The organism is Streptomyces sp. BA2 (genome assembly GCF_009769735.1).
GTDB lineage: Bacteria > Actinomycetota > Actinomycetes > Streptomycetales > Streptomycetaceae > Streptomyces.
Genome location: NZ_WSRO01000002.1, coordinates 5,956,020 through 5,971,665 on the forward strand (window position 1 = coordinate 5,956,020; position 15,646 = coordinate 5,971,665).

The 15,646-nt window shown below is 71.4% G+C and carries 12 protein-coding genes; 8 read left to right on the forward strand and 4 right to left on the reverse strand.

All coding sequences use genetic code 11. The features are described from left to right. Positions 1–170: 170 nt before the first annotated feature. On the forward strand, positions 171–899 hold the full coding sequence (locus E5671_RS29725; RefSeq protein ID WP_160506960.1) for a hypothetical protein: 729 nt from the start codon (positions 171–173) through the stop codon (positions 897–899). A 19-nt stretch (positions 900–918) separates the two neighbouring features. Here E5671_RS29725 and E5671_RS29730 read toward each other — a convergent pair whose 3' ends face one another. From E5671_RS29730 to E5671_RS29745, 4 genes are all read right to left on the reverse strand, one after another. Then, positions 919–1,524, reverse strand: coding sequence for a response regulator transcription factor (locus E5671_RS29730; protein WP_160506961.1), 606 nt, complete (start codon positions 1,522–1,524; stop codon positions 919–921). A gap of 70 nt (positions 1,525–1,594) precedes the next feature. Then, the gene (locus E5671_RS47465) at positions 1,595–2,806 is read right to left on the reverse strand and encodes a histidine kinase (protein ID WP_160506962.1); all 1,212 of its coding nucleotides are present in this window, start codon (positions 2,804–2,806) and stop codon (positions 1,595–1,597) included. 301 nt (positions 2,807–3,107) lie between these two features. After that, positions 3,108–5,531, reverse strand: coding sequence for a TOMM precursor leader peptide-binding protein (locus tag E5671_RS29740; protein WP_160506963.1), 2,424 nt, complete (start codon positions 5,529–5,531; stop codon positions 3,108–3,110). Further along, positions 5,528–5,707, reverse strand: coding sequence for a hypothetical protein (locus tag E5671_RS29745; RefSeq protein ID WP_160506964.1), 180 nt, complete (start codon positions 5,705–5,707; stop codon positions 5,528–5,530). The genes E5671_RS29740 and E5671_RS29745 overlap by 4 nt, the downstream gene beginning before the upstream one ends. Positions 5,708–6,053: 346 nt before the next feature. On the opposite strand from E5671_RS29745, the gene E5671_RS29750 reads away from it, so the two are divergent. The 7 genes from E5671_RS29750 to E5671_RS29780 all read left to right on the forward strand — a co-directional run bounded on the left by E5671_RS29750 (position 6,054) and on the right by E5671_RS29780 (position 15,628). Next, a complete protein-coding gene (locus tag E5671_RS29750) occupies positions 6,054–6,833 on the forward strand; it encodes a thioesterase II family protein (RefSeq protein ID WP_160506965.1) in 780 nt (259 codons plus the stop codon). A 26-nt stretch (positions 6,834–6,859) separates the two neighbouring features. Next, positions 6,860–7,510 carry a thermostable hemolysin gene (locus E5671_RS29755; protein WP_160506966.1) on the forward strand — a complete coding sequence of 217 codons (651 nt, stop codon included), beginning with the start codon at positions 6,860–6,862 and terminating at the stop codon, positions 7,508–7,510. After that, positions 7,500–9,125 (forward strand): AMP-binding protein, encoded by a 1,626-nt coding sequence (locus tag E5671_RS29760; protein ID WP_336605882.1) that lies wholly within the window; start codon positions 7,500–7,502, stop codon positions 9,123–9,125. The genes E5671_RS29755 and E5671_RS29760 overlap by 11 nt, the downstream gene beginning before the upstream one ends. Continuing rightward, on the forward strand, positions 9,122–10,105 hold the full coding sequence (locus tag E5671_RS29765; protein ID WP_160506967.1) for a TauD/TfdA family dioxygenase: 984 nt from the start codon (positions 9,122–9,124) through the stop codon (positions 10,103–10,105). The genes E5671_RS29760 and E5671_RS29765 overlap by 4 nt, the downstream gene beginning before the upstream one ends. 103 nt (positions 10,106–10,208) lie before the next feature. After that, positions 10,209–12,431, forward strand: a complete 2,223-nt coding sequence (locus E5671_RS29770) for an MMPL family transporter (RefSeq protein ID WP_160506968.1) — start codon at positions 10,209–10,211, stop codon at positions 12,429–12,431. Positions 12,432–12,482: 51 nt separating this feature from the next. Further along, positions 12,483–14,834 carry a LuxR C-terminal-related transcriptional regulator gene (locus tag E5671_RS29775; RefSeq protein ID WP_160506969.1) on the forward strand — a complete coding sequence of 784 codons (2,352 nt, stop codon included), beginning with the start codon at positions 12,483–12,485 and terminating at the stop codon, positions 14,832–14,834. Then, positions 14,834–15,628, forward strand: coding sequence for a 4'-phosphopantetheinyl transferase family protein (locus tag E5671_RS29780; RefSeq protein ID WP_160506970.1), 795 nt, complete (start codon positions 14,834–14,836; stop codon positions 15,626–15,628). The genes E5671_RS29775 and E5671_RS29780 overlap by 1 nt, the downstream gene beginning before the upstream one ends. Positions 15,629–15,646: the final 18 nt, after the last annotated feature.

Here is a 15,646-nt window from a genome sequence, read left to right on the forward strand (position 1 = left end):
TCGAATTCTAGGCAGCCGGGGCCCGTACCGCACCGGAATATCCCCCGGGCCGGGGTGCAGCGCCCCTGAACCCGTGAAGGGATCACAGCCCCGGCATGAGTTCATGACTGTCGGGACACCTCCCTGCGCCTTCACAGTGGACACTCTCAGATACCGCGAGGAGAGCGCGCATGGAGGCCACGATCGACCTGCTGGAGCTGCCCGGTGGACGGCTCCGGCATCTCTGGTCGCTGCGCGAGGATGTCGTGGTCGAGTCCGATGCGCTCACGGGGGCCCTGGTGCTCACCTGGGACCAGGGCACCGCCCGTATGGCGAGCCCGGAGCCCACCGTCCTCGAAGTGCTCCGGCGCATGCAGCTGGGTCCGGTTCTGCTCGGTAACGCGCTGGTGGACGACGGTGAAGGGGGGCGGGACAGGGACGCGAAGGTCTACTTCATGATGCGGCCGGTCTTCGGGCGCTTTCCCCATTTGCTGGTCCGCACCCTGGGGCTCGACGGCCTGAGCGGCCCGCTCCTCTCGATCGCACCCCTGGCCGACGCGGGCCGGGTGTCCCGGCTCGATACCGGTGGGGTGTTCCCGGCCGACGCGGGCCGGCCGCCCCTCGCCGATGGCGGCCAAGCCTCTCTGGCCGTCGTCCCCCTGGATCAGGCACGGCCCATCCGGCTGTTCCTCGGCGCTTCCTTCGCGTTCGACCCGCTGACGGCCACCTTCGAGTCCTGCACGGCCTCCCACCGCCTGATCATCCACCGGCAGGAGGCCATGATGGTCTTCGCGCTCGCTCTCGCCCGCCCCGTGACGCCGAAGGCCATCACCGCCGTGCTGCCGCTGCCCGCCGACGTGACGGAAGGCATCCTCTGCTACTTCACCGCAGCGGGAGTCGCGGCCCAACTGTGGGCCTGAGCAGCCCCGGAGGGCCGCCTCACAGCCACCCGGAGTCGTTGGCGATGCGGATCGCGTCCACCCTGTTGCGGGCGTTGAGCTTGGTCACCACCGTGGTCAGATAGTTCCGTACGGTCCCCACCGACAGGCGGAGCCGCTTCGCTATCTCACTGGCGTCCGTGCCCTGTGACGCGAGGCGCAGCACCTCCGTCTCGCGGGAGGTGAGCGGACTGTCCGCACTGCCCCATGCGGCTAGCGCGAGTTCGGAGTCGATGACCCGCTGGCCTGCCGCCACTTTCCGTACCGCCTGGGCGAGTTCCTGTGGCGGGGAGTCCTTGAGCAGATATCCGGAGACCTTGGCCGACATCGCACGGCGCAGTGTGCCGGGGCGGCCGAGGCTGGTGAGGATCAAAGTGCGGCACTGCGGCAGTCGTTCGTGCAGTTGCTCCGCCGCGCTCAGCCCGTCGAGGCCGGGAAGATCAATATCGATGATCGCGACGTCCGGCTGGAACTCGCGGGCTGTGGAGAGAATCTCGTCGCCGCGTTCCACACTCGCCACGACGTCCAAGTCATGTTCGAGATTCAACAAGGCGACCAATGCGCCTCTCAGCATGTACATATCTTCAGCGAGCATTACACGGATCATCGATAGCCCCCCATGATTACCCGTATCGCGAACCCCTGTTGTTGCTCGCGCGCCACATGTTATCAGCCGCCTAGAACGCGCCATTCGGATTTATTCGCCCGATTTTCTGGGATTGTTCCACGCTGTTTCGGCCAACTGCCTGCGCGGGCACCTCGGCTACGAGGCGGAACCAGCCCCCGCAGTCCGGAGGCGTCTCCTTCTCGCGCTCGGTGATCAGCCGGCCGCCGATCTCGTCGAGCCGCTGCTTCAGGTTGCCGAGGCCGTTTCCGCTGTCCGGAGAGGGATCGTGATAGTCGTCCACCACACCGTCGTTGATGAGGGTGAGGCGTGCTGTCCCGTCGTCGACCACCGCGGTGATGCCGCAGCGTGACGCCTTGCTGTGACGCAGCAGATTGGTGACGCCTTCGCGCAGGACGGTGGCGAGCGCCGTGCCGGCATGTGAGCTGATCTCCTCGATGGCGGGAGCGAGGACCACCTCGACCTCGACCTCCGCGGCGTCGAGCACCGACTGGGCCGACGACACCTCGGACACGAGTGACATGTCGCGGTAGCTGCGGGCCACCCTGCGGACGTCGCTGAGCGCCTGCCGGGAGATGGCGAGGACCTCCTCCACCTCCTGGTCGGCACGGGGGTGCTGGGCGCGGATCAGCCGCTGGAGGAGCTCGCTCTTGAGGACGATCGCGGAGATGCTGTAGCCGAGGAGATCGTGCAAGTCCCTTGCCAGGCGCAGGCGTTCACCGGCGACCGCCATCCTGGCTATCTCCGCGCGAGCGGCGTACACCTCGTCGACGAGGGACGAAAGGCGGGACAGGCCGTAGATCACCAGGCCGGTCAGCAGGGTGCTCTGGCACATGTAGACGAGATCGATCACCGACATCCCCGCGGTGACCCCCGGGATCAGCAGGCTCAGCCCGGTCACCCCGTAGAGCGGCCAGGCCACCCGGGGCCTGAGCAGGAGCAGCAGCGATCCGCCGAGGAAGCCCGCCATCGCCCCCCACAGGATGCCGAAGAAGACCAGGGGCAGATACGTGAGGAGCGCCTGGGCGCCCAGCGTCGCTGCCTTCGCCCACGTGGAGGCGCGGTCGGCTCCTGGCCTGGAGTGCACGAGTTGCAGGCCGAAGACGGCGGAGAGCGTGACGAGTCCGGTGATGAGTTCGGGCGCGGAGGGCTTCTGGCTCATCAGGTTGATCGCGGTGATGCCGAGATAGCAGATGAGCGCCGCCAACAGGATGACGTGGGCCAGCCGGGGGGCAGGCCGGAGGCTCCATCTGGAACCAGCCACGTCAGACGTGTCCTTGGTGTCGCTGTGCATCCTCGAAGTGCTCCTCTTCTGCCAGGAGAGCGTACGAGAGCGCGTCCTTGCGGGCGCTCCCGAACCCCGGGCCCGTGGTATTCGGCCACAACGCTCGTCCAGCAGACCTTACGTGGGATGTCCGCGCATCAGCCCCTTCCGGAAAAAACCGTGCTTTCACATCAACTCGTGGGGCAGAACTCAGAGTTTGCGTGGTCGCAAGCTCTGAGAAATGCCGCCCGTGTTAGACGAACTGTCAAATGAACGGTCAGACCAAGTGTCAGGTCAACTCTCAGACGAACAGCGGGATCGGGTTGAGTTCCTCGTACGGCGTCGGTTCCGCGATCCGGCCGAGCGCTACGGGAACGTCGTAGAGGCGGCCTGGCGCGTATCTCGCCCAGAAGTGCCGGAGGCCGGGCACGACGACCTTGACCACGGGAAGCCCGATGTCGGGGCGGGTCTGGTCGAGTACGAGCAGATCCATGCCGTGCGAGGCGAGCAGGCCGGTGGCCGCCGAGAGGTCGTCCCGCAGGTCGTCCCTCGCGGTGTAGTCCCAGGAGCCCGGTGCCCTGCGGGCCGTGTCGGGTGCGGGGGTCAGATAGGGCTGTGTGGCCGTCGTCTCGCGCAGCCACCAGTTCATGGCTTCCGGCTGGTCGACGCGGTAGCCGGAGCCGTCGGGACGCGCCCCCGAGACGGCGGGGAGCAGCTGCCCCATCTCCGTCAGGGCCCGGCGCAGCGCGATGCGGGGATCGAGGTGGGCGCCGAAGCCGAAGATGATGTCCTCGGACGGTTTGTCGGTGCGCCGGGAGAGGGCCGCGACGACGGGGATGCCGAGGTCGGACGTGAGGTCGAGCGCCCAGACCTCGCGGTTGAACCGGCAGTAGCCGGCGCGCAGTTGGTCGATGTACGGCTCGGCGAAGGCGTGCAGGTCGATGCCGGGCTGGCGTGTGCGGTTGTACCACCACAGGGCCACCGCGTCACGTTCGACCAGTTCGAGGAAGCCCTGGAGCACGGCGTCCTCGAAGCTGCTGCCCGCCGCGTTGCCGTTGGAGTCGGCGATCGGCTCGTGCGCGGACACCGCGTCGGCGGGGAAGTACAGCATGTTGGTCGGCAGGAGCCGGTGCGTGCCCGTGGCCAGGGACCACAGGGGTGTCCAGTCGACGGGGCGGTTCTCGTCGAAGCGTTCCGGTACGTGGGTGAAGGGCGAGCGGGCCGCGTTCCAGCGCGGCCGGTCGCGGAACTGCCGGTCGTCGTACAGCTGGCAGGAGTTGGGGTGCAGCGCCACGTCCCCGAGGCCGCGGAAGGTGTCGCGCACCACCGCCTCGTCGCCGCGCCGGGTCCCGCTGTACCGCTCGATGGCCTCGCCCAGGGCGCTGACCTTCGCCTCCTCGGCGGTCAGGCCCTTGCCGCCGCTGAGCGAACGGAGTCCCGCGCGCAGGCCGGAGAGGGTGCTCGCCTCCATGGCGAGGTTCTGGCCCGACACATAGGCCTGGGTGAAGTCGGGGGCGCCGGGGGCCCGGCGGATCTCCTTCACCACGCCCGTGACCGGGCCGACCAGGTGGCCGTAGCGCTCCAGCATCCGAGCGGTGCCGAGCGCGCGATGCCCGCCGCCCGTGCCGTCCGCCGACTTCGGGCGGCTCCGCGGTTCGGTGGGCCGCCAGCCGCGCTCGCTCATGAGCGTCGGGTCGCCGCATGCCGCGCACTGCGGGATGCGGGACACCGGGTGGGTGGCGGTCTGCAGCGTGAGGGTGTCGAGGGTGCGTACGGCGTTCTGCTCCGGACTGCGAAGACCGCTCGCCCACTTGACCGCTTCGAGTACAGCGGCTTGTACGGCAAGGGCACGCCCGGTCGGCAGGTCGGCCGCCGGCCTGGCCACCGGGTGGTCAAGCCGCAGTGCGCGCTGCAAGGGCAGTTCGGTGGTGCGGTGGCCGCGAAGACGGGTCGCGAGACACGACCAGCAGGGTCCGTCGTCGGGGCGGAACACCGGCCCGAACCAGGGCTCGGGCCCGCCAAGGCGTACGAGGAGCCAGGGGCGCCCCGTCGCCCGGTGCTCGGCGTCCACCTCGCGCAGGCCGGGGGAGAGATAGTCGTCGCACAGGACGATGCTGAGGCAGGCCTCCTGCGCCGAGTCCGTGACCCGGAGGCCCGAGGCCGCGCAGGCCTCGCGGATACCGGCCTCGCGGATACGGGCCTCGCGGACACCGGCCTCGTCAGCGAGGCCGGGTGTTCCGGGTGTTCCGGGTGTTCCGGGAGGCCCAGCCGGCCCCGGAAGCGCCACGATCCGCACCGCCGCCCGCGCCGCCTCTTCGGTGGCGCGGGCACCGTCGAGGCCCGCGAGGTCCCAGTAGGCCTCGGCGGCCCGGTCGGCCCGTGACCTGCTGGGTTGCCGCTGGAAGCGCAGAAGACCGGCGTCGGCGAGCACCCGCAGTGCGTCGCCGACCTCCTCCGAGGTCAGGGAGGAGGCGGCGGCGCGGGCGATGGCGGCCGGTGTGCGGGTCCCGTCGAGCAGGGGGGCCAGCGCTTCCGCCTGTGCTCCGCGCAGTGCCGTGATCCCGGAGTGCGACACCAGATAGGCCGCCTCTCCGGGGACGACCGCGCAGCGCAGATGGCTCTTGAACTCGACGAACGCGGCCTCGTCGCCCGTAACCGCGGTCTCGTCCCCCGTAACCGCGGCCCCGACCCCCGTGACCGCGGTCTCGTCCCCCGTGACCGTCATGCGTGGGAGAGCTCGGTGCCCGCGTTGGTGCCGGACAGGAGGGTGCAGAAGGTGAACAGGGCCACCGAGTCGTCGGCGCTCGTGTCGAGGTGGTCCACGACGAGTGCGGGGCGCGGGGAGGTGTGGCTGTCCGCGGCGGCGGGGAGCGTGAGTGCGCCGGCAATGATCTCGATCATCAGCACGTTCCTTTTCGGTCTGGGGAGGCGTTCTCCGTTGCCAGGATCTTCATACGGGGAAAGCGCCCGCAGAAAGTGAAGGGCTCATCAGTGAGGGGTGAGACTTTCCCATACCCCGCCTTCATATTTCACTCCGTGGTCGCCGCAGGCCTGCGGCGATAATCGGAAACCTCCATTCAGCTTCGCCCCGTCTCATGGCATGGGCTCTTCTGGAGGAATCGATTCCGGTGCTGTGATTTCTTCACGGGGTGTGACGTGGTCACATCCCGGAGCAGAGAAACCCACCCCGAACGCCGGTACGCACCCACTGTTTCAAGCCCCGGCCCGAATGGAATCTTCGGTGTCCATGAGGGTCACCGAGACGCCGTATCTGCCGCAGCCGGCACACACCGCAGCCGCGGGGCCGAACCTGTTCTGCCTGCCGTGTGCGGGCGGCGGTGCCTCCGCCTATGCGCGGTGGCAGCAGGAGCTCGACGCGCGCGGCGCCGGAGTCCAGGTGCGGCCGGTGCAGCCGCCGGGCCGTGAAGAGCGCGCCCACGAAACGAGGTTCACCGACCTGGACGCGCTGGTGGAGGAGATGGACGAGCAGCTGGACGACGCGTTCTCGCGGCCCCATCTGCTCTATGGACACAGCATGGGGGCGTTCATCGCCCACGCGCTGACCCTGCGCAGGCAGCGGCGGGGGGCCGCGCTGCCGCGGGCGCTCATCCTCAGCTCCCACCGCGCACCCCACATACCGCCCAACCGAATCCTGGATCCGGCGGCGGACGACGAGGAACTCGCCACGAGGCTTGCGGAACTGGGGGGAATTCCTCCGGAGTTGGCGGCGCGGCGCAGATTCCGTCAGCGCTTCATGCCGCTGGTCCGGGACGACCTCAGGCTCTGCTCGGGGGTCGTGAAAGAGAACGAGATCGAACCGCTGCGAGTGCCTCTGCGCCTGTTCGTCGGGGAGCGGGACCGGTTGGTGCCGGTTCACAAGATGGCCGCTTGGTCGGAGCACGGAAGCAGGGGGGCCGAGCTGCGCACGATGCCGGGCGGACACTTCTTCGTCCGCTCCCAGGAGAGCGCCTTGTTGGAAGAACTCGCCGGGGTGCTCAGCGAGTTCGGTGCCGTACCGGCCGAGTAATCCCATTCTCGAAAGGAACACGGAACGTGAAGATAGTGATCGCCCGGCGGGGGACTCCGGTCTGGCTGGAATCCGCATCGCTGGTCAGCAAGGTGTTCGGGACGAGTTTCGGGGCCCAGGTGACCCCGGATCCGGATCAGTTCATCGCGTACGTAGGACGGCAGGACGGCGGCCCCGACGAGGTGGAGGCCTGCATCGGGATCTCCTTCCCGGAGAACGGCCCGGTCTTCCTGGAGCGTTACCTGGACGGGTCGATCGAGGACGCGCTGTGCGAGGCGGCAGGACAGGAGGTGCGACGGCATCAGATCATCCAGCTCGGCAGCGTCGCATCGGTCGCGAACCTGGCGGGCGCGGAGATCTACCGCGCGCTTCCGCTGATCCAGGCCTGCCTGGGCCGGTCGTACGCCGCCATGACGATGACCAACCGGTCCGCGGCGCTCGCGAAGCGCCTCGGCCTCATCACCCACCGGCTGTGCGACGCCGACGGCACGCGCCTGGGCGCCGAGGAACTGGCCCGCTGGGGAACCTTCTACGACCAGCGGCCCGCCGTGCGCTGGGGGCGCCTGGCCGACCACTCCCAGCAGCTGGTCACGGGGGTCGAACGCTACGCACTCGACTCCGTCGACATCCGCCTGCTCTCCTCCCGGAACCGAACGGAGCTGACCCGTGCTGCCTGACGTCATGCCGCACACCACTTCCCTGGCGGCCGGGCTCCTGAAGCGTGCCGAGAGCGACGCGGTCATGGTCGAGGTGCTCTCCTCCACCGGCGGGCCAGGAACCCGGCACACCTACCGTGAACTCATCGGCGCCGCCCGTGTGTTCGCCGCCGACCTGCGCCGGCGCGGGGAGGTACTCGGCCGCCCCGTACGGGTGGGGCTGCTCGCCGAGAACTCCGCGCAGTGGGTGGTCGCCGACCTCGCGGCGCTGTTCGCGCGGGCCGTGGAGATCCCGGTCCCCACGGCCTTCACCGCCGAACAGGCCTCCTCGCTGCTCGCCGACGCCGACATCTGTCTGGTCGACGCGTGCGGGGAGCAGTGGCTGGAGCGCGCCGCCGCCGCGGGGGACCGGGTCCTGCCCGCGGGCTGCCCGGTCGTCGGGGTCGACCTGCCGGGGCTCATCGACGCCGCTACCGACGGCCAACTCCCCTCGCTCGAAGCCGAGATCGCCGCGGCGGAAGCCGCCGGCGACGCCGTCGTCAAGGTGGTGCACACCTCGGGCACGACGTCCGCCCCCAAGGGCGTACGGGTCAGGCTGTACGGCATGGAGGCACTGCTCGCCTCGCTCGGCGGCCGGGTCGACGACGCGGTCTTCGCCCGCTATCTCTCCGTGGTTCCGCTGAGTCTGCTCATCGAACAGGTCGCGGGCCTCTACATGCCCTTCCTGAACGGCGGCAGCGTCACCTTCCTGCCGCCGGGCACCGCCCTGATCGGCACCGTGGCCGACGCGGGCCCCCGCATGCTGTCGCTGCTCCGCCAGGCGCAGCCCACCGCCATGGTCGTACCGCCCACCGTCGCGGGCCTGCTGCTCGGACTGTGCGAACAGAACCCCACGGAGGACCTGGCCCAGCGCAGGCACCGGCTCTTCGGCCACACCGGTCCCGTCTTCATCGCCTGTGGCGGCGCGCCCGTCTCGCTCGACGTCCTCGAGCGCCTCGAAGCGTTCGGGATCCCCTTGTACGAGGGGTACGGGCTGAGCGAGAACAGCTCGGTCGTGGCCTGGAACTTCCCCGGACAGTTCCGGTTCGGCACGGTGGGGCGGCCGCTCGACCACGTACGGGCGCGCTTGGCGCAGGACGGTGAACTCCTCATCCAGAGCACGTCGTTGTTCGACGGATACACCCAGGAGGACCCCTCGAGCGTGGTCGTCGACGACCAAGGGTGGCTGCACACCGGCGACCTGGCCACCATCGACGACGACGGCTATATCCGGATCACCGGCCGCAAGAAGAGCCTGGTCATCACGGCCGCGGGACGCAATCTGTCCCCCGAGTGGGTCGAGGCCCGCTACCGCGAGCTCGGCTTCGTGCGCGAGGCGGCCGTCGTCGCGGACGGCCTGGACGAGGTGCTCGGGCTCTTCGTGATCGACGCCGGTACGGACCGCGTGGAGGCCCGCCGCCAGATCGAGGAGTTCGGCGCCGGACGCCTCTCCGCCATCGAACGGGCCACCTCCGTACGCCTCATGGCCGAGGACGACCCGGAGTACACCGCCTTCTTCACCGTGACCGGACGCCCCCGCAGGGACGCCGTCCGCGACCTGCTGACCCGCACCGCACCCGAGGAGATCACCGCATGAGCACCGCCCTGAGCACCACTCCGTACGGCACCGGCGGTGGACTGCTCGTGACGCCCGCCGAACCGGGCGCCCAGTCCGGCACCCTGCCCGGCACCCAGTCCGGCGCCCTCTCCGGCGCCCTCTCCGGCGCCCTCTCCGGCACCCTCTCCGGCGTCGAGCCCAAGGAACTGCTCGACCTGCTCGCCGAAGCGGGCTTCCTGCTGCTGCGCGGCTTCGGCGCCGACATGGCCTCGTTCACCGACCTGGTGCAGCGCACCTCCACCTCCACCACCCTCGACCCGGCGCGCGACTTCTACTCGGAGGTCGCGCAGAAGGTCGACGCGGGCCTCGACGAGGTCGGCCTGCACACCGAGAACGGCAACAGCCCCTTCCGCTCCCACCTGGCCTGGTTCTTCTGCGAGAAGGCGGCCGCGTCCGGCTCCCAGACCACCGTCTGCGACGGCTACCGGGTGTGGGACGAGCTCGCGGAGCCCGTACGCACGGCCTTCCTCGGCCAGGACATCGTCTACAGCCGCCACGTCGCCGAGCCCCAGTGGCGCGCCATGGCCCACCACCTCACCGGCAGGCCCGCCGACGAGATCGCCGTCGACGAGCTCGTCGTCCTCGCCGCGTCGCTGCCCGGCACGGAAGTGACGCCCGAGGCGGACGGCGGTGTGCGCTACTCGTTCCGCACACCGGCGGCGGGACCGACGCTGTTCGGCGAGCGGATCTCCTTCGCCAACAGCATCCTCGGCCCGTCCTTCAACTACGAGAAGCCGCGCATCACCTTCGCGGACGGCAGCGACCTCTCCGATGAGCTGCTCGCCGCCGTCACCGGGACCACCGGCGCCCTCACCGAGAACCTGGAGTGGGCCGACGGGGACGTCGCCGTCATCGACAACACCCGGGTGATGCACGGCCGCAGGGCCATCACCGACCCCCGGCGGACCATCTACAACGCGCTGAGCTTCGTCGAGACCGCAGGCCCTGTGGCCGCCTGACCGCGCCGCCCGAGCGGCGGCGCACCCGACCGGCGGAGGCCGGTACCAACCCCCCGGCGCCGACCTCCGCCCCGTACTCCCGAAACCCCGAAGGTGATCTCGCATGTTCTCTGCCCTGGGCTCCGCCCTCCACGCGAAGCGGAGGCTGACCCTGTACCTGGTCATCGGCTTCGCCGTGCTCGCCGCCCTCTTCGGCGGCACCCTGCAGAGCAAGGTGACCAACGGCCTCGCCGACTACGACGACCCGACCGGGTCGCACACCGTGGCCCGCAAGGTCATCCAGGAAGCCACCGGCATCGACGCCCAGCAGGGGTACGCGCTCCTGATCCGCACGGATGAGGCCATCGAGCCCGGCGGGCCGCGGCCGGAGGCGGTGACGGCGGGCATCGCGCTCCTGAAGGACCGGCCCGAGGTGAAGCGGGTCGTCGACTACAAGTCGGCCGGTGACCCGGCCCTGATCTCCAAGGACGCGCGCTCCACCGTCCTCGTCGGCGCGGTCAGGCCGATGAAGGACAAGGAGACCAAGGACGCCGAGAAGGCGTTGCAGAAGGCGATCGACGCCGACCCCGCGCTGCGCGGCCACGCCCACCTCGGCGGGCCGACCATCGGCATGGTGCAGGTCGGCGAGGTCACCACCAAGGACCTCTCGATGGCCGAGGGGATCGCCCTTCCTGTCGTCCTCGTGCTGCTCTTCCTGGTCTTCCGCGGCCTGGTCGCGGCGCTCCTTCCGGTCATCGGCGCGATCTTCACGCTGCTGCTCACGATGGCGGGGCTGCGCCTTGTCACCCTCTTCGACAACGTCTCCACCGGCGCGCTCAACCTGGCCTTCGCGCTCGCGCTCGGACTCGCCGTCGACTTCGGCCTGCTGATCGTCTCGCGCTACCGCGACGAGCTCGCGCAGCACGGCCCCGGGGCGCTCGCGCTGCGCCGCACCATGGAGACCGCGGGACGCACCGTGCTGTTCAGCGGGCTCACCGTGGCCGCCGCGCTCGCGGCGCTGCTCGTCTTCCCGCAGCCGTACCTCCAGTCCATGGGCATGGCGGGCGTGATCACCTCGCTCGCGGCGGTGCTCTTCGCGCTCCTCGCGCTGCCGGCCGTGCTCGCGCTGCTCGGCGATCGCGTCAACTCCCTCGCCCCGCGACGCTGGCAGCGTGCCGCGCAGGACGACGGGGGTTCCGGTGACGCCGCCGTCCGGCGCTGGCGGCGCATCGCGCAGATGGTGATGCGCAGGCCCGTCGTCGTCGCGGTCGCCGCCACCGCGCTGCTCCTCGCGCTCGCGTCGCCGGTGCTCGGCATCCGCTTCACCGGCGCCGACGCCTCGGCGCTGCCGACCAGCATCAGCGCCGGGAAGGTCTCGGCCGCCATGCAGGACGACTTCGCCGCTCCCGCGACCTCGCCGCTGCGCGTCGTCGCGGACACCACCGACGGCGGCCGCCTCGACGCGTACGCGAAGAAGATCGCCCAGGTGCCCGGAGTCGAGGCCGTCGCGAAGCCGGTGCGTCTGGACGCCACGCACTGGGAGATCGACGCCGTACTGGAAGGGCAGCCGCTCGGCACGGTGGCCAAGGACGCCGCCGACGAGGTCAGGTCGCTCGACGCGCCCACGCCCGTACGGTTCACCGGGCAGACCGCGGACTTCCTCTCGCAGAAGGACGGCATCCGTGACCGGCTTCCGCTGGCTATCGGCGTACTCGCCCTGGTGACCCTGCTGCTGCTCTTCGCCTTCACCGGCTCGGTGGTCCTGCCGTTCAAGGCGCTCCTGATGAACACCCTCTCCACCGGGGCCGCGCTCGGTTTCCTCGTCTGGGTCTTCCAGGACGGGAACCTCGGGTTCAGCGCGGTGAGCGGCATCGAGTCCACCACGCCCGTGCTGGTCTTCGCGCTCGCCTTCGGTCTCTCCACGGACTACAACGTCTTCCTGCTCGGCCGGATCAAGGAGGCGAGGGCGGCGGGCCTCGACGACCGCACGGCGGTGGCCGAAGGCCTGGCCCGCACCGGACGCATCGTGACGTCGGCGGCGCTGCTGTTCTGCGTGGCGGTGGGCGCTCTCGCGCTCTCGCGTCTCGTGTTCGTCAAGGAGCTGGGGCTCGGCACCGCGTTCGCGGTCATCCTCGACGCCACGGTCGTCCGCGCGCTCCTCGTGCCCGCCCTGATGACGCTGCTCGGCGGCGCCAACTGGTGGGCGCCGAGGCCGCTGCGCCGGCTGCACAGCGCGCTGCGGCTCGACCGCATGGAGACCTCGGACGACGCCACCGTACGGCCACGGGCCGGGGACGCCGGAAGCCCCGAGCAGGCCGGGCGTGAGGAGGTGGTGAGCAGAGCCTGAGACAGGACTCACCGGCTGGGGTTGCGGGGAACCACACAAGGGAGAGCGGAAATGATTGCACCAGAGCGGGAGTTCGAGGTCGTGATCCCGGCCGTGCCGGGGAGCGGCGGTGCGGCGGCGGAAGCGCAAGCCGACCGCCTGATGGGCCACGGATTCGGCAGGCTGCGCGGCCGGGAGGGTGAACTGGCCCTGCTGGCACGGCTTTTGGCGCAGCCTCACGAGCGTCTCATCACGCTGACCGGGCCCGCCGGAGTGGGCAAGAGCCACGTGGCCCACGCGGCGCTGATCGCGCGGACACGGGCGGGCGGCCCGCCCCTGCTCTGGACGGACCTCGCCGAATCGGCCGGGGGCGCGGCGGTCTGGTCGAGTGTCGGTGCCGACACGGCCAGGGCGGCCGCGGCGCGGATCGGCACCCGGCAGACGCTGCTCGTCCTCGACAACTGCGACCCGGTGGCCGCGCACGTGGCCCTGGACATCTCCGCCCTGCTCAGGGCCTGTCCGCGGCTGAAGATCCTGGTCACGAGCCGGGTCTCGCTCGACATCCGGGCCGAGCGCGTCCTGGTGACGGAGCCGCTTCCCACGGGCGTGGGCTCACCGGCCGAGGAGCTCTTCACCGATCACGTGAGCCCCCGCCACCGCGCCGGACTCGACGGCGCCCAGGCGCAGTCGGCGGTGACGGACCTCTGCCGGGAGCTCGACGGCATTCCGCTGGCCATCGAGCTGGCCGCGGAGGCGGTCGGCGCCGAGGGCCCGCAGGCCGTCCTGGAGAGGCTGAGCAGGGGCGAGCCCATCGGCCGGCGCAGGCTGCGGGACGCGTCCGCCCGGCACGACGGCATCAGCAGCGCCCTCGGCTGGGCCGCCCAGGGGCTGAGCGCGGCCGACCGCGAACTCCTCGGCACGCTCGCCGTGTTCGAGGCACCGCTCGGCCTCGCTGAGGTGCGCAGGGTGGCCGGCGCCGGCCAGGCGGACGCGGTGGCCGGCATCGAGTCCCTGGTCCACCAGAGCCTGCTGCTCAGCGGGCGCGGCCCGGACGGCGAGCCGGAGTTCCGGCTGCCGCGCATGGCGCGCGCCCACTACCACCGGGACCTGGCGGGCGATGCGGACGCGCTTGCCGGGGCGCTCGACCAGCACGCGGCGCACTGCACGGCCTTCGCCGCCGGGCTCGCGGACGGGCTGCGCGCCGGGCGGGACATGGGCCAGCTCCTCGCGGCCGTCGAGGCCAGGCTGCCCGACCTGCGCAAGGCCACGGGCCATCTGCGCTCGCGCGGCGACCACGCGGGAGTGCTGCGCGTGCTGACCGCGCTCGAAGGCCCGCTGCTCGGCCACGGGCTCGACCTCGGCGCGGCGGACGTCATGGAGGCCTCCGCCGCCGCGTGCCCCGACGGCGCCCTGGCCGCCGAGGCGCTGATGGCCGTGGCCCGCTGGGCGCTCGGCCGCGACGAGCGACAGCGCGCGGAGGCGGCGCTCGACCGGGCCGCGGTCGCCGCCGCCGAACTTCCCGGCGTACGGGCCCGGGTGGCGGCGCACACCGGGGAGCTGCTGCGCCGCAGGGGCGAGATGGCGGGCGCCGCGGCGCTGCTCGAATCCGCGCTCAGGGAACTCGACGCCAGGAGGGATGTGTACGGAGCGGCCCTTGCCCGGCGGTCGCAGTCGCTCCTGCGGGCCGGGCACGGCGACTCGGGAGCGGAACGCCCGGTGCTGCAGGCGCTGGCCGAACTGCCGTGCACGCCCGTCGGGTTGGAGCCGGACGCCCACGGCTTCTGGCGCGACCCGTGGTCCCCGGTCGTGGTCCGCGCCGCCCTGCTCAACGCGCTCGCCCGGGTACGACGGCTGCTCGGCCGCACCCCGGAGGCGTACGTGAACGTGCGGGAGTCGATCCGTCTCCTCATGGGCACCAGCGGCCCCGCGGAGGCCGCCGAGGCACTGGAGACGATGGTGATCGTCGCCGCGGGGCCCGGGACCGAGGAGCACAAGGAGGCGCTGGCCCAGGTCCTCGCCCACGCAGAGGCCCTGCGCGGGCGGCACGCGCTGGTCTCCGAGGAGGGCGTCACGCTGCGGGCGGTGGCCGACCGGCTGCACCAGGGCTTCGACCCCGCCGCGCTGCGCAGGCTGCGTCTTGAGGCCCGCCAGGTCTCGCCGCACAACGCCCTGCTCGCAGGCCTGTTCGCGCCCGCGCCCAGGGAGGCACGGTCCTCGCGGGCCGAGCCCGCCGCCCCGCACGGCCTCACGCCACGGCAGCACGAGGTCGCGCTGCTCGTCGCCGAAGGCATGACCAACCGGCAGATCGGCAGGCAGCTCGGCATCTCGGAGTGGACCGTGACGAACCATCTGCGCGTGGTGATGCAGAAGCTGGAGTGCGGCTCACGGGTCCACGTCGTACGCGCCATTCAGCAGGCCGGCTGATGGGCTGGGCCGGGCGCGCGGGCGTCCACGTCTGGGCCGGGCACGTGCGCGACACGGTGTCGGGCCGGGACGTGGCGCTTCTGGACGACCGGGAGAGACGCCGGTTCGAGGGGTTCAGGGACGAGGTGACGCGGGCCAGGTACGCGGGCGCCCGCGCCGAGATCCGGCGCACGGTCGCGAGGTGGCTCGGAGTGCGGCCGTCCGCGGTGGACTGGGGCGTCGCGGTCTGCCCGGGCTGCGGGAGCGACCGCCACGGCCCTCCCTATGTCCGCCTGCCGCGCACCGAGTGGCGGACGAGCGTGTCGCGCTCCGGGGAGTGGTGGATGCTCGCGCTCTCGTACGGGGTGCCTGTCGGCGTCGACATCGAGCGCCGGAGCGCACCCGAGGCACCGGCGGTGCTCCGCCGTGCCCTCACGTCCGATGAGCGGGCCCATGTCGCCGCCCGGGAGGGAGCGGAGCGGGACGAGGCGTTGTTGCGCTGCTGGGTGCGGAAGGAAGCGGTGGTCAAGGCCTGGGGGGTGGGGCTCGGTACGGATCTCGCGGAGGTGGCCGTACGGCCGTGGCAGCGGTCCGCGGTCGTGGAGCGAGCCGCGGCGATCGGCGGCACCGAGCGCTGGGCGGTGCGGGACGTGGCGGCCGGTGAGGGCTGCCTGGCCGCGCTCGCCCGCCCGGCGTCGGCCGTGGCGCCCGTGGTGGTGCACCGGGGCGAGGCCGTGCGGACAGCCGCGACGGCCGAGACAGCCGAGACAGCCGCGGGGGCCCGACTGTGCGCACAGTCAGGCCCCCGGGAGTGAACCGCTCGTTCAGAAGCT

Coding starts and splice junctions, on each gene's coding strand:
- E5671_RS29725 (WP_160506960.1), top strand. CDS start 171: ATGGAGGCCACGATCGACCTGCTGGAGCTGCCCGGTGGACGGCTCCGG.
- E5671_RS29730 (WP_160506961.1), bottom strand. CDS start 1,524: ATGATCCGTGTAATGCTCGCTGAAGATATGTACATGCTGAGAGGCGCA.
- E5671_RS29740 (WP_160506963.1), bottom strand. CDS start 5,531: ATGACGGTCACGGGGGACGAGACCGCGGTCACGGGGGTCGGGGCCGCG.
- E5671_RS29745 (WP_160506964.1), bottom strand. CDS start 5,707: ATGATCGAGATCATTGCCGGCGCACTCACGCTCCCCGCCGCCGCGGAC.
- E5671_RS29750 (WP_160506965.1), top strand. CDS start 6,054: ATGAGGGTCACCGAGACGCCGTATCTGCCGCAGCCGGCACACACCGCA.
- E5671_RS29765 (WP_160506967.1), top strand. CDS start 9,122: ATGAGCACCGCCCTGAGCACCACTCCGTACGGCACCGGCGGTGGACTG.
- E5671_RS29770 (WP_160506968.1), top strand. CDS start 10,209: ATGTTCTCTGCCCTGGGCTCCGCCCTCCACGCGAAGCGGAGGCTGACC.
- E5671_RS29775 (WP_160506969.1), top strand. CDS start 12,483: ATGATTGCACCAGAGCGGGAGTTCGAGGTCGTGATCCCGGCCGTGCCG.
- E5671_RS29780 (WP_160506970.1), top strand. CDS start 14,834: ATGGGCTGGGCCGGGCGCGCGGGCGTCCACGTCTGGGCCGGGCACGTG.